This window comes from Silvania sp., assembly GCF_051656365.1.
GTDB classification, from domain to species: domain Bacteria; phylum Pseudomonadota; class Gammaproteobacteria; order Enterobacterales; family Enterobacteriaceae; genus Enterobacter; species Enterobacter hatchlandensis.
The window spans coordinates 152,122-171,552 of sequence record NZ_JBOGBT010000094.1 but is presented as its reverse complement, the minus strand read 5'-3'; the positions used below and the strand labels follow the sequence as shown (position 1 = coordinate 171,552).

The following is a 19,431-nucleotide window of genomic DNA, read 5'->3' as shown; positions in this document are numbered from 1 at the left end:
CCCTCTCCCCTGTGGGGAGAGGGTTAGGGTGAGGGGACACCCTATTTCCCCAGCGTCGCCACCATCACCGCTTTAATGGTGTGCATCCGGTTTTCCGCCTGATCAAACACCACGCTCGCCGCCGACTCAAACACCTCGTCCGTCACTTCCATCCCGCCGTGCAGGTCGAACTCCTTCGCCATCTGCTGGCCCAGCGTGGTTTGATCGTCATGGAACGCCGGCAGGCAGTGCAGGAACTTCACGTTCGGGTTACCGGTCAGGGCCATCATCTGGCTGTTCACCTGATAGCCACGCAGCAGGGCGATCCGCTCGGCCCACTTCTCTTTGGCTTCCCCCATCGACACCCACACGTCGGTATAGATAAAGTCGGCGTCTTTCACGCCCGCCGCCACATCCTCGGTGAGGGTGATCCTGCCGCCGTTCTGCTCGGCCAGCGCGCTGCACTCGGCCACCAGGCTCTCTTCCGGCCAGCAGGCTTTCGGGGCCACCAGACGCAGATCCAGCCCGGTGAGCGCCGCCGCTTCGAGCATCGAGTTGCCCATGTTGTTGCGCGCATCGCCGGTATACACCAGCACCATCTCGTTAAAGGCTTTGCCCGGGAGATGCTCCTGCAGAGTGAGCAGGTCGGCCAGCAGCTGGGTTGGGTGGAACTCGTTGGTCAGCCCGTTCCACACCGGCACGCCGGCATATTGCGCCAGCGTTTCGACAACTTCCTGCCCGTGACCGCGATACTGAATCCCGTCGTACATCCGGCCCAGCACGCGTGCGGTATCTTTAATTGATTCTTTATGCCCAATCTGGCTGCCGCTCGGCCCGAGATAAGTGACGCGTGCGCCCTGGTCAAATGCGGCAACTTCGAAAGAGCATCGGGTGCGGGTTGAGTCTTTTTCGAAGATGAGCGCGATGTTTTTGCCAGTAAGGTGCTGTACTTCCGTACCTTTTTTCTTATCGGACTTCAGGCGTGCCGACAGCGCAAGCAGGGACGTGATCTGTGCAGGGGTAAAATCGAGCAGTTTCAGGAAGTGTTTTTTATACAGTTCAGACATTTTATCCTCACATGGCAAAGGCCACTTATTGAATTAAAATTCAATTTATATGTATCAATATGCACTTGCAACCCCGTTTCACAAATCTTTCTTACAAAGGTGGAGGCAAACACATCCGTGTGTGAAAATAGAAGTATCTGCCGCACTTTAAAGAGGAACGAGCCATGGCAAACCCAGAACTGCTGGAAGAACAGCGCGAAGAGACGCGACTGATTATTGAAGAACTGCTGGAAGACGGCAGCGATCCGGATGCGCTGTACACCATCGAGCATCATTTCTCTGCGGATGATTTCGACGCGCTGGAAAAGCTGGCGGTCGAAGCCTTTAAAATGGGTTACGAAGTGACCGAACCAGAAGAGCTGGAAGTGGAAGAGGGCGATACCGTCATCTGCTGCGACATCCTGAGCGAAGGCGCGCTGAAAGCGGACCTGATCGACGCCCAGGTTGAACAGCTGATGAACCTGGCCGAGAAGTTTGAAGTGGAATACGACGGCTGGGGCACCTACTTCGAAGATCCGAACGGCGAAGAAGGTGACGAAGACGAAGATGACGAAGAAGGTCTCGACGAAGACGACACCGGCGTGCGTCACTAAGTATGATTTGCGGCAGCTTCGGCTGCCGCTTTGCAAGGTTCAATGATGGATTACCCGCAGATACTCGCCCCTGTTTTACACTTCCTCCCGTGCCCGACCCCTCAAGCGTGGATTGAACAAGCCCGCGACCCGGCGAACCTGCCGCTGCTGCTCACCGACCATATGGTGTGCGAGCTCAAAGCCGCCCAGACCGCGCTGCTGCTGGTGCGCAAATACGTCGCCGACCAACGCGGTGCCGACGCGCTGCTCGAGTGGCTCAGACCCTATGAAGCCTTTACCTTTCGCGACGGGCCGGAACCTGACTTTATCGCCCTGCATAAGCAGATTAGCAAAAGCGTGATGCCAAAGACCGACGACCCGTGGGGCCAGGCGCTTATCGACAGCATGGTGCTGTTAATTAAAGAAGAGCTGCACCATTTCTGGCAGGTGCGCGAGGCGATGCTGGCGCGTAACATTCCGTACGTCAAAATGACAGCCAGCCGCTACGCTAAAGGGATGCTGAAAGCCGTGCGCACCCACGAGCCGCTGACGCTCATCGATAAACTGATTTGCGGTGCCTATATCGAGGCGCGCTCCTGCGAACGCTTCGCCGCGCTGGCGCCGTTCCTCGATGACGATCTACAGAAGTTTTACCTGTCGCTGCTGCGCTCTGAAGCCCGGCACTATCAGGACTATCTGCAGCTGGCGCAGCAGGTGAGTGACGACGACATCACCCCCAGGGTGAAGCTGTTTGGCGAGGTGGAGGCCGCGCTTATCTTATCCCCGGACGCTGAATTCCGCTTCCACAGCGGGGTGCCGGTTTAATTAACAGAAGGACAGGGAACGATGAAAAAGGGTGTACGTATCGCCATCGCCGTAGTGGTGGGTATCGCGGCAGGAAGCTGGTTCTTCCGGGACAAATCGCCCACGCCTGAAAAGCTCGACGCCGCGCTCAGCAATATGCCCAGCTGGCAGGTGATTAAGGAGCAGGAACCTGCGTTTCGCAGCAAGATCCAGGATCAGGTGTTGGCGATGAACAAGGCGGGTAAAACCGAGCAGCAGATTATCGACACCATACAGCCGCAGATTTTGAATCTGCAGATGGCGCGCCTGCAAACCGCTCCGGACGCCAACGTGGTGGAGTATATGAAGCTCAATATCGAGCAGATCGCTGCCATGCAGAAGCTGAGCGATGACAACTGCTTCCGCTTTGTGTATCCGGAAGTGAAGGGCGGCGTAAACCCGATGCGCCTGCTGGATAAAGACCTGATGCAGCGCCGGATGCAGGCGGATGCCACCATGATGCGTGCCGCCGTGGGGCCGAACAAACATACCGTAACCCCGCAGGAAACGACCCGCGCCGAGACCGACGTGGTGCCGATTATCCAGAAGCTGACCCTGAAGTACGGGGATGATATCGAGCTGCTGCAGTCCCCGAGCAAAGGGAAGGGCAAAGAGAAGCTGAGCTGTGACCTGATACAGGATCTGTGGAACAACGTGCTGGCGCTGCCAGAGCCACAGGCGGCCGGGTTGATTCGCTATTCGGTGTCGGATCTGTAAGGCGGTTGTTTTTTCGGCACTTGGCACGGGTTTAGCGCGTCGCCGCTTGCATGGCGGCGCGCGACAGGTATAATCCACAACGTTTCCGCATCCCCTTCAGTGCCGAAGTGGCGAAATCGGTAGACGCAGTTGATTCAAAATCAACCGTAGAAATACGTGCCGGTTCGATTCCGGCCTTCGGCACCAAAAGATGCAAGATTAAGTCGCTTAAGGGCGGCTTTTTTTGTGTCTGTTATTTTCTAGAAGGTAGTAATGGCAAAATTAAAGGCCCATCTCATAATGAGATGGGCCATGAAGATGACCTAATAAAAATAGGGCTATTTATAGCATGTGATACATGCGCCGCCGCCTTCCTCAAGATCGTACATAGCATCCATATCTAAAGTATCAATCAGCAAGGACTCATCAACCATTGCATGCATCCCTAACCGGCGTTTTCTTTCGCGTTCCATTTTATTTTTAAAACGCTCCAGCACTTTCTCATGGTTTGCTTTTATTTGCTCAATGCGTGCAGGATCCTCAAGAGTTTCTAGAGGTTCATTTGGCCCCATCCAGAAGAAGGTTTCACCATTTGCACTGGTTTCGGCTCTTTTTTCATAAGATTTAGCTTCTTCAAAGGCTTCAGGGTGTCTCTCCATCAAACGTACCCATTCGATTTTTCTCTGGAAAAAGCAGAAGGTACACCCTGAACGGGATCGCCAATCATAATATTTAGGCAAACCCAAACCAGCGCTATCAAGAATATCCAGAACACCTTGCTTCTTGATACCGTCTTCAGCAAAGGGCAGTTTTATAGTTAAATATTTTTGATTTTCGTTCGGACGATAACCATCACGCCAAGGTTCATCAGCTCGTATGCCAACATACGAAATCACTTCAAAACCATCATCCAGGAAAGGTTTAACCCATTTTTCAAAAGGTTCAAGCTTCATCCTAATGGTGCACCAACGCTGCTGTCCCGCTGGCAGAAAGTTGTTATGCTGCTTTAACCAATAATCGAAGCCTTTTTTATCATTGATATGAAGAATTGGTTTACCTAGCACTATTTCAAGTTGTTCAAGATATTCGTAAACCTCAGGTAATTCTTTACCCGTATCAGTGAAAAAGTACTCAATATCTAATTCTGGATAATTCCGTGCCATGTAAATAGCAAGGGCGGCACTATCTTTACCACCGGATAAACCAAGTACATGTTTTACCTTATTTATCGCACTCATGAGCAATACCTCCTTTAACCCTGAGTTTCCAGCGTTTCTTTAAGTATATGTTGCAACAACTGAATTTTTTCAAATTCATCTAAGTTAACCAGTTGCGCATAGATTGCACTTCGAGTAGCCACTAATTTCTGTTCGTCAACAAACCGAATTTCTTTCTTATAAGATTTCAACTTACCATCATCGCCTTCTAAAACAAGAGAAACTAATCTTGTTTTATGGCCAATAGTTGATGTACCTGAAGTGGATCCTTGGGATTTTAAAACACTTAAAAAATCCTGTGCAAAATCACTAATCTTATTGGCAGCGGTAAGAAGGAGGCCTTCATTCCAGTTTTGCTTACCACGACCAACAACAATTTGAATGATACTTTCAAGCCATTGAGATAACCCTTTGTCGCTTTTAGCTAATTCACGGGAAAAGGCTTTTAATCTAATATCTCCCGTTTTTTGTTCAACTAAATGACACATTTGGACTAATTGTTGCCCATTCTCTGGGAAGATGACTTTAACCTTTTCTTTGATACTATTTAGCATTATCTCATGTTTTTCACGCAGGATTTTGAAACTCTCTGCAAGAATATCTACTCTTTGAGTGAAAGATAATTTGTTTTGTGGATCAATAACTAGTATCAGGTCTTGCATAATTAAAGCATGTGGGTCATTTGCTTGTAAAAATAAATCTCTTACCGCCAAGACTATTTTGTTTTTTTGAATGTCATCTTGAACAAAATTGTGAGCATTTTTTACCCATTGAGGCAAGTTATGGATTATGGTAACTAGTGGTGTAGCAATGCTTAAAACATTATTAGTAACTTGTCTGTTCGATTCGGAAGCCGCAAAAATAGCAAGGTTTTGTATCCAAGATACTTCATCTTTTTCAAAAGAAATAAACGTAATAGCCAATTCAGCAGGTGATTTAAGCAATTTGTGAACATAATCAACATCAGGTTCAGCTATAAATGAAAAATCACCATGTAAATCTTTTTCGTAATATGCAATGTTCTGTCCAAGAGATTTCAAAAATGCTAATAAGAAAATTAACATAACACCATGTGTTAAACCATACGGCGGCTTAGACCATAAATTTATAATTTCAGATAGTTGTAATTTGGTTTTTTTGTTTTCTTGAACAAGAATTAGAGCGTCAGCAAAAATAGCATCCAGTTCGGGACCAAGATCGGTAATGAACCAGTGACTGCCATTTTCTCCCTCTGATGAGTGTATTCCTGTCCGTTTAAGGCAACTAATATACATTGACATCTCAGGAGGAAATCCTGAAATGCCTAAATTTATTTTTGATTGATTCTGCAGCATCGCTTCAAGTAACTTTTTTAGAGCTGAAACAGCTGTCCCGGATAATTTATTTCTATTTACAAGCTCATTTTTTATTTTAGGGGTGCGTGAATATATGCTATCTGCCGCAGAACTTGTAATTTGACTCAATGATTCTGAGTGGAATAATCTACCATCATAGTACCAGTGTGCATTGTTAAAAGCATTATTAATTGCCTCAACTAATGCCTTATCACTATTTAGTTTCCGACCGTCGTATTCCTTTTGTGCAACCTTATCATGTTGCAGAACTCGACCAATTTCCTTATCCGATTTCAATAAATCTAGAGCATAGCATTCCTTAGCTAACAAATGAATATCATCAGAATTTTTGGCAGATGCAACAATAATACTCTTGTTCTTCTTACTAATGTCACTTAGTGTAGGGCCTGACTCATCGCTTAATAATAAAGTAAACCGAGCAAATGCTCCGCTTTCAATTGGAGTTGAAAGAGTTTCATCAGAATTTTGGGATATGATATTTTTTTCGGCCCATCTTAGCGTACCAGATGTATGGTAGTGGCCTTTGGCGATAACTTGATCCGCGAAATCGATATAACTAATAGCCTCGTCAGTATTTTCTAATTGCTCTATTTTAGTTTCAATCAAAGTAGGAATATCAAGATCAGAGCCTTCAAAAACGACCCATGAAGAGAGATGTTTCCGATAGATGATGCAAGAATTATCTTTAAGTATATGAATATACTCATCAAGTTCATTCTTATCTGAAACTTTTGTTGCCGCTAAAAGGATACTCTCTGTTGCAGCTAGGTTCGCGGGGCGTCCAAATAATGTAATTAATGCAATGGCCTTCAAAATTGAAATTGCTTGCAGAGGAAGGTCTTTTTGTTTGGCTATGCGAATTGACTCTGCTGCAGCGGACCAGGCATGTCCATCTGGAGAACTAATAATAGTATGCTCCAAATTTGTCTCTAAATAATCCCAGAGATTTTCTAAATCATATCTGGCATTTAGATCAACTGTGTTTCTAAGAAATAGTTGGAAACTATGCTGCTCATGAGAATTTAGGAAACTGAAAGTACTACGCTCGTTTTGGCTAAAACGGCGTTTAGAAATTGGTCCTAAAAGCAAAGCAGTTAAAGGATGTATTGGTGCACATAATAGTAAACGTTCATAAAGTTGTGCTTTACGTTCTTTGCTATCATTTAGAGCGGCAAGAACTGATGAAACATAATTGTCAGAATTATTGGTTGTTTCTGAAATAATTGACTTGCCAATAAGAGCGACAGTTTCGTCAGTAGATACGTTGTAAAGAATATCATTATAACGGCCTTGGATTTTCCCCCATTCTTCCTGAAGTTTTGTACCTCGGCCCTTTGCATATTCAGAAAACGCTTGATGTAATAAACCTAAAAAAATTACAGGAGTTTTAATACGACCAAAAATTTCCGCTATATCCTGGAAAAGATGAAGATCGTTTTTGTTTTTATTAATAAACTCTAAACTTTTTCCCATCTCGTCAGCAATAATTAAAATGCCATCGACAAGATTGTTGACTTCAACAAAAATTTTTTCCCATACTTCAATGAGTTGTGAATCACTGGAAATATTGAGCTTGCAGTACTTCTGTTCTAGTACTTGAGTGTTCGGATGCTCACCAAGTGCTGTAAGAGTTGCTTGCCAAAAAGCTGTAATTGGGCCATTTACTCCGCCAACTGAGCGGATTTGTAACCATCCTTTATTATAACCTATGCTACTTTTCAGTAATGTAACTGATTCTGTATTGAGTACATTAAGTGCAGCAGAACGGATCGAACGATCAACATTCAGTATTCCAGTAAGTAACAAAGCAATCGTTGATTTACCTGACCCATATGGACCTGTCAGTGTATAAGTACGTTGCCCTAACTGTGAATACTGTCGGAATAATGTTTCAAGTGAAGATTGCGCTGTGCCGTGAAAAACAAGGCCAGAAAAGAAATCAACACTTAAATCGCTATCGATGCGTGTTGAACGCTGATGACGTGTCGCAATAGAATAATAATTAGTCAAAGTCATGTTTACTCTCCCTGGTAATAATGTTGAAGATAAAGACCAGGTTCTACTGCTTGAATATCAGCAAAAGTATGTTGAACTTGGCGCAAACCCTGTGTGTCAGTCCAAGAGAACATTCCTTCACTGATAATTTCAAGCCTGTCAAGTTTGTCGCTTAGATCCGAAGCAGATAATCGAAATACTCTTCCTGGGGAGCCGATGTCGTTAAGCAATGTTTCAAATGAAATCGTGGTTTGGGCGTTGATCACTGAACCGGAGCTATCTTTCTGTTTTCGTTGCATAAAATCAATTATAGCATAAGCGAAAACTTCAACAGGCAGACTGCTTTGAGAGCTTAATTCTGCACGATAATCTTTTCCGCTTTCTTGAATGATTAAACCTAACTCTGTGAAAGGCGAAGTAAAACTATCTTCATTGATTTTGCTTAAAGATGAACGCTTTACACCATACATCTGAAAAAGACAGTCAATATCTTTACTCAGAGTAGCTTCATTGAGGCTTTTACCATGATTACTAAGAGAAAGTGTAATGTCCTTGAGAAGTTGCTCTTTACTTGTTCTCAATCCATTAAAATAGTTGAAAAACCATCGAAAAGAGTTTAACTCTGCAAACTGAGCATCAATAGACTGCCCTAACCAATGAAGTAACCAAACAGTTCCGATTTTGTCCATGTATCGATCGTAAGCGTCTATACCTACGAACAATTTCTTAGCCAAAGAGGTCAGAACGTAAGTTTGCAATTTCGAATCTGAGCAGTTCACGAGATTTAGACTTCGTATCCAATAGCGAACAGAAAGTACCATGTTTTTTCCCATGCCCATCGAAAGCATCTGTTCTTCAACATTATCTTGACTCGAAATTGAATTTCCTTCATTAACCTCTTGAATAATCTTGTAAATCCAACCATAACGGATAGGAAAAGTCTGATGTCCGGAGAACTTAAGAGTGCTAGATTCGATGCTCAAAACGGTTACCTTACTGAATTGGAGTTTTTATCCAAATAGAGATTTTACAGTAAATCGAATGCAGATCTAAAGGAAAATCTAGGTAAACCGGGTATAATTAACCTCATAACAGCAAGGTTTATGTGCAGGTTTGTCCTGCATAACAGGAGGAGGGATTAATTTCTATTGTTTATTATTAGGCTGTCATATAAATGACACCGATAAAATCAACTCTACAATAAGCTTTTAGGAAATTAATATGCTTGAAATTTCACAAAGCGCAAAATTTATGATTACAAAATTATCATAACATTTACCATAGAAGCGAAGCATAGCCATGCTAGCGATGAAAGTTATAGACATGATTTAAGCTAATGATATCTTGTATCATGTTTTTTAAGTAAGACGCCTGCAGTGTAGTTTAAAAAAATGTCACACTCCGTTAATTTTAGTTAGGGGATTTTAACATGCTACGTGAGGTTTTGAGCAATTTTTCTGTCAGCGACTGCTTTGAACTTTTGAACACTAGACAACAAGAACAATACAATGCATTAACATCAGAACAGCGTGAAACGTTTGACCTCACAAATGTAGTTTATCAAAATTTAAGTGTTATGTTGATTAGTGATAGAAATAATTGCTTAAAAATTGTTAGACGGTTAAAACCAGCGCAATTAAAGGCTGCTTTAGAAAATCTTTCAATAGACATAGATATGTGTAGAAATCCCTATGAAACATTGGAAGAAATTCTTGAAGAAGATATATCGTTATTTGTAAAAGCACTGAATATAGTTGATGACTACTCGTCATATCTAGCTTCCTCTGCTTCTATAAAAAGCACAGTTCAAGTTGTACCAGATTATCCACTATATGATTATCAGATAGATTGTAGTCACAGAATAAGAAAACTGATGCTTGATGGTAGTATTCATCGGGCAATGCTACATCTGCCTACAGGGGCGGGTAAGACACGTACCTCAATGAATATAGTGTGTGACTTTCTTAGAGAAAATCCAGAGGTACTAGTTGTTTGGCTAGCAGATACTAAAGAGTTATGCGAACAGGCTCTGTATGAGTTCAGAAAGGCTTGGAAGGTATTAGGCAATCAAACTATGCCTAGTTATGCATACTATGGAGAATCTGCATTATCTATAAGCGGTTTATCGAAAGGTTTTTTTGTTGCGGGATTACAAAAACTAAATAGCTTAAATAAAAATGAACGTGAGATTCTTCAAGTTCTTTTTCATCAACTAAAAAAACATACTGCTTTGATCGTTTTCGATGAGGCTCATAAAGCGATTGCTCCCACCTACAAAAGTATCGTTGAAGGTTTTATCGATAATTCTCTAAGAAATGCTTTTCTCCTTGGACTTTCTGCGACTCCAGGTAGAGTAATGACAGACGATAAGAGTCTTCAGGATGAAAATAAAAAACTAAGTGGTTTTTTTGGTAATAATAAAATATCAATGCGAGTTAAAGGTTACAGTTCACCTATTGAGTATCTAGTTGAAAAACAGTATCTGGCTAAAGCCAATTTCCAACGTTTGGACTACGATGATGTCGAACTAAGTACATTTGCGGTAGAGGAACGTCATTGCGAGGGTAATAGCGAGCTTCTCAAGGCTCTATCATCTAATAATAATAGAAATCTAAAAATAATAAACACTATCTTAGATGAATTAGAAAGCGAACATACACAAATTATAGTTTTTGCATGCACAGTTGAACATGCAGAGGAACTTATGATGATATTAGCTGGTTGTGGTATTTCTTGTAGAAATATTGATGGAAACACTCCATCTATTCTACGGTCCGCAGCTATAGCAGATTACCGTAACAGGAAAGTGCGTGTTCTGATTAATTATGGTGTTCTCACTGCTGGTTTCGATGCACCCTGCACTGATGTAGCAATTATTGCTCGGCCAACAGCTTCGCTGGTTCAATATTCTCAAATGGCAGGCAGAGCAATGAGAGGCAAACAGAGTGGGGGTAACATTTCCTGCAGGGTTTACACAGTAAATGATAATATTCCAGAGTTTCGCAGTGTGTGCCATGCTTTTGCACACTGGGATACAATGTGGTCTGAATAATTTAAAGGAATAGTTTTAATGTCTATGAAAACTGAAGAACGTCCGTTTATTCGTGGAGCTATCGCAATTGAGTCTATGCGCGATAATGGGTACAAAAATGCTGCATATGCGCTAGCTGAGTTAATTGATAATAGCATTCAAGCTGGTGCAGACAATGTGCAGCTGATATCTTTCGAGCATGTGAATACTGCTGGAGTTAGAAATACTAAGCAAGTGCAAAAAATCGGTATTTTCGATAATGGAAAGGGGATGGACAAGCAGACTCTGCATTTAGCATTAGAGTTTGGTGGAAGTGAAAATAGGAATGATCCTAATGGCATGGGTAAGTTTGGGATGGGATTGCCTAACTCAAGTATATCACAGTGCCAAAGAGTAGATGTATGGAGCTGGCAAAATAATAATCTTCCTATACATACGTATCTCGATATAGAAGAAATGAAAGATGGGCGGTTGGAACATATTCCATATCCCACAGAAAATAATTTACCTAGAGAATTAACGGAAATACTTGACGGTAATGGCATTTTACCAAATTCTGGTACTTTTATTCTCTGGACAAAACTTGATCGGTTGCAATGGAAAACATCTTCGTCTCTATATAAACATTCTGAAGCGCTAGTCGGAAGGATGTATCGGAAATATATTGGAGCTAAGAAAGTTAGAATTGTATTTAAACCATATTTTTACGATGAAAAGACTAGTCATTATGTTGTTGCTCAATCTCCCGATGCTACAGAATTTAGAGCAAATGACCCTCTTTATCTTACGGCTAATACTTCTCTTCCTGATTTACCTGGTGATTTCAAAGGAGAAATACCTTTCGAACTCAAAGAAACTAAAAAAGTTGAGATTGTTATAGACGGTCATCCTCATACAGTTATGATAAATACTTCTATAATTAAAAAAGAGGTATTAAATGCTATTCGTGAAGCAAAGGAAAGTCAGAAATATCAAAAGGTTGGTAGTACACCATGGGGTAAACATTTTGCACAAAATGCAGGAATGTCGATAATTCGGTCAGATAGGGAGCTTGAAACATATAATGATTTCTTTAAAAAAGATTTCCTTAACTACGAAGGTCGTTATATGGGCATAGAAATCTGTTTTGGACCAGGTCTTGATAAGGTTTTTGGTGTTGCAAATAATAAACAAACAGCAGTAAATTTTAGAAATATGAGTATCGATGAAGACTACGAGCAATATGGTTTTGAATCGGTAGAAGAGTACCAAAAAGATTTAGAGCAAAATAATGATCCTAAATTGAAATTATATGAACTTTCTGCCAAGGTAAAAGAATCAATAAAGCAAGCATCACAAGAAGTAGAAAAATTAACTTTTGATATTAAAAAAACATCAGAAAATAATGCATCTAAAAAATCAAAGGCTATAGAAATCATTGAAGAAAAAATTCGCCGTAGAAGTGAAGAAGGCAAGGGGCCTGATCACGATATAAGCCTAACACCTAAAGAACATGAAAAAGTTATTAGCACAATAAAGGTTGACCCATCTGTAACGGATGAAGAGGCCAAGCAGATTGTTGATGATATTATAAAAAACAAAGAGCGATTTAAGATCCAGTTAGTCAAATCATCACAAGGTACTTTTTTTGATGTTACTATGTTTGAAGGTCTTACCTTACTTCAATTAAATGAAAATCATTTGTTCTTTAAAAGATTAATGAGTGACTCTACTGATGAGCAACGAATGCTTCTCGAAATAAGTTTAGGAGCTTGGGCTCAAATGGAAAATGAAGCCCTGTCGGATCGTGCTCGAAATCAATTCGCATTTTCGCGAGAGAAATGGGGCGAAATGCTTCATGATTACTTAGATTCTGATGACGAATGCTAGGAAAAGGCGTGGGTTTCCACGCCGCTTCGCTTTTAAAGGTAAGTCGATATGAACATTATCCGACGATTGAAACGTTTATTTCATCAATTTTTTTTCACTACAAATTGTTTTTTTAATGGAGAATATACATATAATACTAAAGAAAGCGAAGTTGATGGGGATAACACAAAGTTAATAGGAATTAATCATGATGTAACCTTCAACGTTGCATTTGATGATGCTCCGTATTTTTTTATGTCTAAAAATTGCAATTCAATATCTCAATTAGTTTTAAATGGTCATCACCCTTTCTATGTATTATTGTCTTTGAAAGATGAAAGACACCCATTGTTATACTTTCTGACTACATGGGTAAAATTATGTTGCGTGAGTGATTCAAAGCAATTTAATGACTTCATGTCCGTCGCGAAAATTCTTTGGGAAAACGAGCTGTCAAACATTAATGCATATAAATTGAACTATCAATTTGGTTCGTTGCCCAGTTTCATTCTTTTTGATATGAACTATCATAATGGTGAAGTTCAATTATTAATCAACCGTCGCCATATCTTCTATGTTCATTATATTTTACGTTGCAAAAACACAATGCAACATGAATTTATGCTTGCTCTTATGGCATGGTGTATCGCAGAAAGTAATATTTTATCTCAAGTTAATCTTCAGAAAATGGTAAAAGCTAGAGCAATGATCAATACTTTTTTATATAATCTTGTAGATGAATCATTAGCGAGTTTAGAGGTTGAGGATGCAAAGTAGTATAATGAGTAACAATTTTCATCAGCAGTTGGGTATTGCTCTTGAAAATGCAACTCGTGTAAACATACTCTCTCCATACTTGACTATGCCCGCTGTTAACTTTCTTTTTGAGCATCTACCTTTAGGGGTAGATACAAAGATAATTGTGAGGGCAAGACCTGCAGATATCATTTCTGGCGCAGTCGACATTAATGCACTAAGTATTCTTCATCAAAGCGGGGTTAAATGTTTTTTGCATAGAACACTGCACGGAAAATTTTATCAAATTAATGAAAGTGAAGGTTTTATTGGAAGTGCTAATTTTACCTCAAATGGCTTATGTCTTACAGGCTACGGGAATTTAGAACTTACAGTTAAAGTAAGCTTATCATCTAATGATAGATTACTAATTGCTTCAGTGTTTCAAGATGCAATACCTATTACATCCAGCATGATCAAGAAAATTATAGAATTCTCATCAAAACAAGAAAAAAATTTAGAATGTTGTCCTGCATGGTGGGAAAATATTTTACCCATTATGGACTATATTCCAAGCAATGATGGGCTATATGTCGGTGACTTACCTTGGTGCAACCTTTTCTCTGATAATAAAGATGCTGACATTGAACACGATGAAGATATCTTTTTATATGGTAAGTCTCTCGAAGAAATGAAATTTGAGTTTCTACAAAGTAAAATCTATCTATTCATTGTAGATGCTATTAGCCATCGAGGAAATAAGCAAATGTACTTTGGCGAACTTTCCGAGTGTATACATGGATGCCTAAAAGATGATTTGTTACCTTACAGGAAAGAAGTTAAAGGATATATCATTAATCTGTTATCCTATCTTGAAAAATTAGTTCCAGAACAATTCAGTATTGATAGGCCAAATTATAGTCAGCGTATTACTTTAATATATTGAGAGTGGAGATTATGAATCAATACTTTGATTATGCTGCTTCGACACCCGAATCACCTGAGGTATCAGAATTAATGAATCCTTGGCATGCAGAAATCTTTGCTAATCCTTCTTCAGTTCATCCTGAGGGGTTAAAAGCTTCAAAGGCTATTCAATTAGCTAGAGAAATCATTGCTGAAAAGATAGGTGCGTTTCCAAGCGAAATTATTTTTACTAGTGGCGCGAGTGAATCTAATAATATGGCAATTAAAGGGATTGCATTCAAAAACATTGAGAAGAAAGGCCATATAATTACTTCTTCAATCGAGCATAAATGTATTATTAATACCTGCATTTATCTTCAGTCTATAGGCTTCGATGTCACTTATTTAACGCCTGATAATGATGGTGTAATAAGTGTTAAATCAGTTTTGAATGCTATAAAAGATAATACAATTTTGATCTCTATTCATCATGTTAATAATGAGTTGGGCACTATACAAAATATACGAGATATAGGCAGTATTGGATTTGAAAGGAATATACCTTTTCATACTGACGCAGCTCAAAGTTTTTGCAAATTAGATATTGATGTCGACGATTTTAATTTAGATATGCTTTCTTTATCAGGTCATAAAATATATGCCCCTAAAGGTATTGGAGCTTTATATGTCAGAAATGCACGTGAAGTAGGTTTGATACCGCTCATACATGGTGGTGGTCAAGAACTTGGCTTAAGAGGAGGGACCTCACCTACTCCCCTTATTGTTGGGCTTGGTGCAGCAGTAGAAAACTTCCCCGAATCAAAATGCCCGCAGCACTTTGAATTCGAGGAAAAAATTAAAGATTATAATTTCATACGCAATGGTAACTCTCCTGCAGTATCTACGATCTGGAATATAACATTTAGTACTGACGAAGAAGCCAAGCGATTTACAAACGAGCAGCCGTGGTTGATATCGCAAGGGTCTGCCTGCAATGCGATGGCAAACACTCCATCCCATGTCTTAACTGCAATTGGCCTCGAAGAAGCACAAGCCAGGAGAACCTACAGAATTAGTCTTCCCCCTTATCATATTACCTGCTAATTATTTTGAACCCATTTATTTTTTTACCGGAGATATTAAGGCGTTCATCATATTGTTGTCTTTGCATTAGAACTTCACTATGGTCATTGCAACATAAGAGCTTAGATAAGCGTTTATCAAAGCTCTTTTGTTTTTCAAATTCTACATCATTGATATTAATTAACAGATGTTTATTCAAAAGAGGAGGCCGTTTATAATTATCAATATAATCAAAGAAATCTATTTCTTGAGCTGACATTTTTATCTTTATTCTCTCTCTGAGAAAGGGAACTGGTTGAGTGAAATCATCGTACGCCATTAGCGTGAGTTTCCCCGAGGTTATATGTATCTTTAAAAGATCTATATCTTCACCCAGTTCACCATACATTTGTAAACCCGCACCGACGTATACTCGAAGCAATAGTGGCAAATCGTCGATATAACTTCTATGAAGAATCAATGAGTGACCTTCATTCAAAATGCTTGCAGGTAAGAGAGAATAAGCCTCCTTGCATTGTTCATTTATTAAAATTGTGTCTGCAATTGCAAATAAGAGTTCTTTGGCATTGTTAATAGCGTTGTTATAATCTAAAAAAAATGTCTTGATATCTAACTTAAGTGAGTCAGGTTGTTTATTGTATGCTTTTCTTTTACCAAAAAGTTCCATTGCGAAGTATAAAAGTAAGTCTTCATGTCGACTTTTTTTCGCTTTGTTAAACTCGGAGATATCATATATCTCATTCAATATGTTGAAAGCCTTTTTATTTGATCCAATTAATTCCTTTACTCTGTACGTATCAACATATTCATGATTTAGTGGAACTCGACCTAACTCTAAGCAACTTTTCCAAAAGGAATCGAATAGATCTTTATGTGTCGAGATTACTAGCTCTACTTTATCCTTTGTATATAAGGGTTGTGATGATGTTAGTTGTTTCCATTCAAAATGCCTTTTATACCTTCCTTGAAGATATAATTGTTCTTCTAATTTATCTTTAAATACGTAGAATATACCAGGCGAAACAGCTATCGCTTCTTCATGTAAATTTCTTTCTATGTAGGACTTTATTTCAGATTGATAATAGTATTTTTGGAATGTGTTCCTTGTTGTGACTACACCATCTTTATAAGGCTTAAATTTAGATATATAAGCCTCATTGGCAAGCATGACTGAGACTATTAAAAATTTATCTGTTAACTCCCAAGCACCTAAAAGCGCTTCGAGACGTTCATCTTGATCTTCTATAACATTCAGTACAAAACCTAAGTTGATTATATCGGAGCTGACCTTATCAGAATCTGGTCGGAAATTTGGATCCCAGCCAGATACATCTAGACCATGCGCTTCTAACTCACGTATATCATCTCCACGACCACATCCATAATCAAAGATAGAGTATGAACCATTAAGATAATCATGTCTTACAAGTGATTTAATGGGGGATGAAAGTTCATATCTTACAAGCGCAGTTTTATATCTATCAATAATAGATTTTTCTTTTTTAAGGCTTAGTTTACTACGGACTATTCTTCCGTCAACTAAACTATATCCATGATGAGATATAAGATTGTTCCAGGAAATTTTAAAACCAATTAAATGACTATTAGCATATAGTCCAGCATCTTCTCCTTCTTGCGTAAGTAATCTGAAATGTTGAAAATATTCATTATCAGGTAGTATCATTGTTTCTTTACGATGCAATATTGGAGGGTTATCAGATACATCATATTTAGTTATTCGATGACTTAATTTTTTCAAATCAACGTTTAGACTTTGTCGAAGGGAAGGGTACGAGTCCGAATAAAAGTCTGGATAGTGCAAGAGCGATACACGGAACTCTTTTTTGAATAGTTTTACTAAATTCCATTCACTATCTTCTAGTTTGACTGCCTTAGCAACTGCCCATATAAATTGTCTTAGAGTGTCTGGTAATGCAGAAAAAGCATCTCTATGAATGTAAATGGCATCTGGAAGTTGTTTCCCGATTCTAATCTGAGATATGAGTTTTGCAAATAACTCTTCGTTCATATCCAACCCTTCTCGCGTTCTTCAAAGTTAAAATATTTAAGATAATTTATTTTAGCACTATTTCATGTGGTGGGTTCACCATCTGAGTACTCTTACTCGATGCCAGTTTAAGTAATCAAAAGACTTGTCAGTAAAAGGTCTTACCGATGTTGGAAGATTCAAAACATTACATGTTTGATAATCTAGTTTATTACTAACAATAATTTCCCCGTGGTTTTTAAATGAAATCCATCCATCATCAAATAATGCATCTATGTGTGCTGCTAGCATAATTCCATTATATGGGTCTAGGCGCTCTTTTACCGATTTACAATCTGCCCACGGTTTAATATGACTAGCACGGAGTAAAGGATGGAAATTTATCCCAGTTACAGGACAAGACGGATATAAATTAATGCATTGCTTACGGAAATCTCCTTGCCCAACTCTTGCCTCGATTAGCCTCAACTTTGTGGAGTCAGAAAGTAGCCTATTATGCTCTATTGCTGCTATATCATTTTGGGCAAGAATCGTATTGTTTCTCAGCACAGAGTAGGAATTAATATTGGTTTTTTTTTCAAATCCTAATTCTTTTAACAGTTCGCCTTTATATTCTTTAGGTATAAATTTAATAATAATTTCATTAGCTAATTCATCAATAATATCTGGTCTCATCTCCAGAAGTGAAAATGAGGGTTGATCAAATCCCCCCGCAACATTGTTTAGTATTAGCTCGACTTCTTTAGGTTCTTTTATTCCGTTTGTTGAGCAAGCTTCAGCATTTTCAAGTGTCCAAAATTCGTCATGCCGTAAGCGCCAAAATGGCATGTCAGTAGCATATCCTCGTCTTTTGGGTCCATATTTTTTTAATAGTTTTTTGAGATTAGGTTTTACCTCAGTGTCATAATCAAACATCCGTTTATGACCTTTCTTATATTCTGATAGGCTATATAAAACTAGCAGTGGCTTATTTAATGTAATATCTTCCCCATATTTTGCGGTTTTCATTTCAGATAATTTTTGGCTTAGTGATTTTGCAGTATTCATATTTATACTCTACATCGAAAACTGAGTAACATCATGCGTGTAAAAGTAGTAACAATCAAGATGTCTATACCCACTGTGAAGTTTTTTGGTTGTGCAACTACATAAGATTATTTTGTTAAAAAGACCATAGATCCTAGTTTAGCACGTGGAGCACTAGGCACATTATTTCTATTGGTTTTTGGTCATCGGTTAAATTGTGCTTAGTACTATATGAAATAATTCATATATTTCAACTGGTTGCTTTTGATGGCATTCCTCTTTACAGTAAGAATAATTGCGCTGTTACATCAGTTTTGTGTGTTTAGTATGACGGAGTTGTCATACAGTGTAATCCTTGCCAAATTAAGAAGCTCAAAGTGTTCCCGACGTAGTGCTTAATACGGTAGATTACTTATCTTGCGATTATGGATGTGTCAAAAAAATGAAGTATTCTGATCCAGAACTGGCGGCTTGCAATGAGTCGCTTTATTATCGAGATCGGTAACTACCTATATAGTAACCTTTAATATTCGGGCATTTACACAAGATTTCTCACAGATTATCGCAAAACTCCACCCGAGCAAACTGCCTGCATCTCCCAGACAACAAAAAAGGCGCCCATCGGCGCCTTACCCATTCAATCGCTATCTTAGGCCTTTCGAAGCTTCCCGGTGATGACCCCAACAAAATCCATCACCTGATTTTGTTCATGTGCCGAGAGCTTGCTCATCTCACGCATCATCTTCTCGATCACCGGTTCTTCCTGTCGTGATGTGAGGATCATGCAGCCCTTCATTACCTTCACGTCTATTTTGGTTCCAGTGCTAAATCCGGCTTCGTTCAGCCACAGTCCTTTCATGATAAAGGCAGGAATGCGCAGGTGATCCTCATAGCGCGTCGCATAACTCACGGTAAATACGCGGTCTCTAGCTTCAAATACTTCTGGTTGCAGTGATTCTGCAATACAATCGATATCAGTCATGGTCGCTATTCTCAGTAAATAGTGATTGTGATGAGCGATACGGGCATGTTGGCGCATGCCCGTGTTGCGTTAAATTACCCTGTAAATC

General features: G+C 39.7%; 16 protein-coding genes and 1 tRNA gene. 9 read left to right on the top strand and 8 right to left on the bottom strand.

The features are described from left to right. Positions 1-41: 41 nt before the first annotated feature. Together argF and argL are read right to left on the bottom strand one after the other, a co-directional pair. The gene (argF, locus tag ACRDD5_RS18825) at positions 42-1,046 is read right to left on the bottom strand and encodes an ornithine carbamoyltransferase (protein WP_271283230.1); all 1,005 of its coding nucleotides are present in this window, start codon (positions 1,044-1,046) and stop codon (positions 42-44) included. Beyond that, on the bottom strand, positions 1,016-1,318 hold the full coding sequence (argL, locus tag ACRDD5_RS18820; protein WP_438677656.1) for a putative translational regulatory protein ArgL: 303 nt from the start codon (positions 1,316-1,318) through the stop codon (positions 1,016-1,018). Before argL ends, argF begins: the two co-directional genes overlap by 31 nt. Between argL and rraB the strand changes: the two genes are divergently transcribed. From rraB to ACRDD5_RS18800, 4 genes are all read left to right on the top strand, one after another. Continuing rightward, positions 1,211-1,639 (top strand): ribonuclease E inhibitor RraB, encoded by a 429-nt coding sequence (gene rraB / locus ACRDD5_RS18815; protein WP_271283229.1) that lies wholly within the window; start codon positions 1,211-1,213, stop codon positions 1,637-1,639. The two genes, argL and rraB, sit on opposite strands and share 108 nt — an antisense overlap. Before the next feature lie 45 nt (positions 1,640-1,684). After that, complete coding sequence (gene miaE / locus ACRDD5_RS18810) at positions 1,685-2,443, top strand: tRNA isopentenyl-2-thiomethyl-A-37 hydroxylase MiaE (RefSeq protein WP_438677655.1); 759 nt, start codon at positions 1,685-1,687, stop codon at positions 2,441-2,443. A 21-nt stretch (positions 2,444-2,464) separates the two neighbouring features. Further along, complete coding sequence (locus ACRDD5_RS18805; RefSeq protein WP_438677654.1) at positions 2,465-3,178, top strand: topoisomerase II; 714 nt, start codon at positions 2,465-2,467, stop codon at positions 3,176-3,178. 101 nt (positions 3,179-3,279) lie between these two features. After that, positions 3,280-3,364: transfer RNA gene (locus ACRDD5_RS18800), tRNA-Leu, on the top strand. A gap of 131 nt (positions 3,365-3,495) precedes the next feature. Here ACRDD5_RS18800 and ACRDD5_RS18795 read toward each other — a convergent pair. The 3 genes from ACRDD5_RS18795 to ACRDD5_RS18785 are packed head-to-tail and all read right to left on the bottom strand — an operon-like array spanning position 3,496 to position 8,707. After that, a complete protein-coding gene (locus tag ACRDD5_RS18795; protein ID WP_438677653.1) occupies positions 3,496-4,395 on the bottom strand; it encodes a phosphoadenosine phosphosulfate reductase domain-containing protein in 900 nt (299 codons plus the stop codon). Between the two features lie 14 nt (positions 4,396-4,409). Next, on the bottom strand, positions 4,410-7,745 hold the full coding sequence (locus ACRDD5_RS18790) for a hypothetical protein (protein ID WP_438677652.1): 3,336 nt from the start codon (positions 7,743-7,745) through the stop codon (positions 4,410-4,412). 2 nt (positions 7,746-7,747) lie between these two features. After that, positions 7,748-8,707, bottom strand: coding sequence for a DUF4007 family protein (locus tag ACRDD5_RS18785; protein WP_438677651.1), 960 nt, complete (start codon positions 8,705-8,707; stop codon positions 7,748-7,750). A gap of 446 nt (positions 8,708-9,153) precedes the next feature. Between ACRDD5_RS18785 and ACRDD5_RS18780 the strand changes: the two genes are divergently transcribed. From ACRDD5_RS18780 to ACRDD5_RS18760, 5 genes are read left to right on the top strand one after another with little or no spacing between them, the layout of a single operon-like run. Next, positions 9,154-10,776, top strand: a complete 1,623-nt coding sequence (locus tag ACRDD5_RS18780; protein ID WP_438677650.1) for a DEAD/DEAH box helicase — start codon at positions 9,154-9,156, stop codon at positions 10,774-10,776. Positions 10,777-10,794: 18 nt separating this feature from the next. Further along, positions 10,795-12,624 (top strand): ATP-binding protein, encoded by a 1,830-nt coding sequence (locus ACRDD5_RS18775; protein ID WP_438677649.1) that lies wholly within the window; start codon positions 10,795-10,797, stop codon positions 12,622-12,624. Positions 12,625-12,672: 48 nt separating this feature from the next. Then, positions 12,673-13,380: a hypothetical protein gene (locus ACRDD5_RS18770; RefSeq protein ID WP_438677648.1), complete on the top strand. Its 708-nt coding sequence runs from the start codon at positions 12,673-12,675 to the stop codon at positions 13,378-13,380. A gap of 4 nt (positions 13,381-13,384) precedes the next feature. Beyond that, entirely contained in the window at positions 13,385-14,284 is a 900-nt protein-coding gene (locus ACRDD5_RS18765; RefSeq protein WP_438677647.1) for a phospholipase D-like domain-containing protein, read from the top strand. 11 nt (positions 14,285-14,295) lie between these two features. Then, positions 14,296-15,348 carry a cysteine desulfurase family protein gene (locus ACRDD5_RS18760; protein WP_438677646.1) on the top strand — a complete coding sequence of 351 codons (1,053 nt, stop codon included), beginning with the start codon at positions 14,296-14,298 and terminating at the stop codon, positions 15,346-15,348. Here ACRDD5_RS18760 and ACRDD5_RS18755 read toward each other — a convergent pair. From ACRDD5_RS18755 to ACRDD5_RS18745, 3 genes are all read right to left on the bottom strand, one after another. After that, positions 15,338-17,356: a DNA phosphorothioation-associated putative methyltransferase gene (locus ACRDD5_RS18755; protein ID WP_438677645.1), complete on the bottom strand. Its 2,019-nt coding sequence runs from the start codon at positions 17,354-17,356 to the stop codon at positions 15,338-15,340. The genes ACRDD5_RS18760 and ACRDD5_RS18755 overlap by 11 nt on opposite strands. 75 nt (positions 17,357-17,431) lie before the next feature. Next, on the bottom strand, positions 17,432-18,382 hold the full coding sequence (locus tag ACRDD5_RS18750) for an HNH endonuclease (protein WP_438677644.1): 951 nt from the start codon (positions 18,380-18,382) through the stop codon (positions 17,432-17,434). Between the two features lie 628 nt (positions 18,383-19,010). Next, positions 19,011-19,343 carry a SymE family type I addiction module toxin gene (locus ACRDD5_RS18745; RefSeq protein ID WP_438677643.1) on the bottom strand — a complete coding sequence of 111 codons (333 nt, stop codon included), beginning with the start codon at positions 19,341-19,343 and terminating at the stop codon, positions 19,011-19,013. Between the last annotated feature and the right edge of the window lie 88 nt (positions 19,344-19,431).

Coding starts and splice junctions, on each gene's coding strand:
- argF (WP_271283230.1), bottom strand. CDS start 1,046: ATGTCTGAACTGTATAAAAAACACTTCCTGAAACTGCTCGATTTTACC.
- rraB (WP_271283229.1), top strand. CDS start 1,211: ATGGCAAACCCAGAACTGCTGGAAGAACAGCGCGAAGAGACGCGACTG.
- argL (WP_438677656.1), bottom strand. CDS start 1,318: ATGCTCGATGGTGTACAGCGCATCCGGATCGCTGCCGTCTTCCAGCAG.
- miaE (WP_438677655.1), top strand. CDS start 1,685: ATGGATTACCCGCAGATACTCGCCCCTGTTTTACACTTCCTCCCGTGC.
- ACRDD5_RS18805 (WP_438677654.1), top strand. CDS start 2,465: ATGAAAAAGGGTGTACGTATCGCCATCGCCGTAGTGGTGGGTATCGCG.
- ACRDD5_RS18795 (WP_438677653.1), bottom strand. CDS start 4,395: ATGAGTGCGATAAATAAGGTAAAACATGTACTTGGTTTATCCGGTGGT.
- ACRDD5_RS18790 (WP_438677652.1), bottom strand. CDS start 7,745: ATGACTTTGACTAATTATTATTCTATTGCGACACGTCATCAGCGTTCA.
- ACRDD5_RS18780 (WP_438677650.1), top strand. CDS start 9,154: ATGCTACGTGAGGTTTTGAGCAATTTTTCTGTCAGCGACTGCTTTGAA.
- ACRDD5_RS18775 (WP_438677649.1), top strand. CDS start 10,795: ATGTCTATGAAAACTGAAGAACGTCCGTTTATTCGTGGAGCTATCGCA.
- ACRDD5_RS18770 (WP_438677648.1), top strand. CDS start 12,673: ATGAACATTATCCGACGATTGAAACGTTTATTTCATCAATTTTTTTTC.
- ACRDD5_RS18765 (WP_438677647.1), top strand. CDS start 13,385: ATGAGTAACAATTTTCATCAGCAGTTGGGTATTGCTCTTGAAAATGCA.
- ACRDD5_RS18760 (WP_438677646.1), top strand. CDS start 14,296: ATGAATCAATACTTTGATTATGCTGCTTCGACACCCGAATCACCTGAG.
- ACRDD5_RS18755 (WP_438677645.1), bottom strand. CDS start 17,356: ATGAACGAAGAGTTATTTGCAAAACTCATATCTCAGATTAGAATCGGG.
- ACRDD5_RS18750 (WP_438677644.1), bottom strand. CDS start 18,382: ATGAATACTGCAAAATCACTAAGCCAAAAATTATCTGAAATGAAAACC.
- ACRDD5_RS18745 (WP_438677643.1), bottom strand. CDS start 19,343: ATGACTGATATCGATTGTATTGCAGAATCACTGCAACCAGAAGTATTT.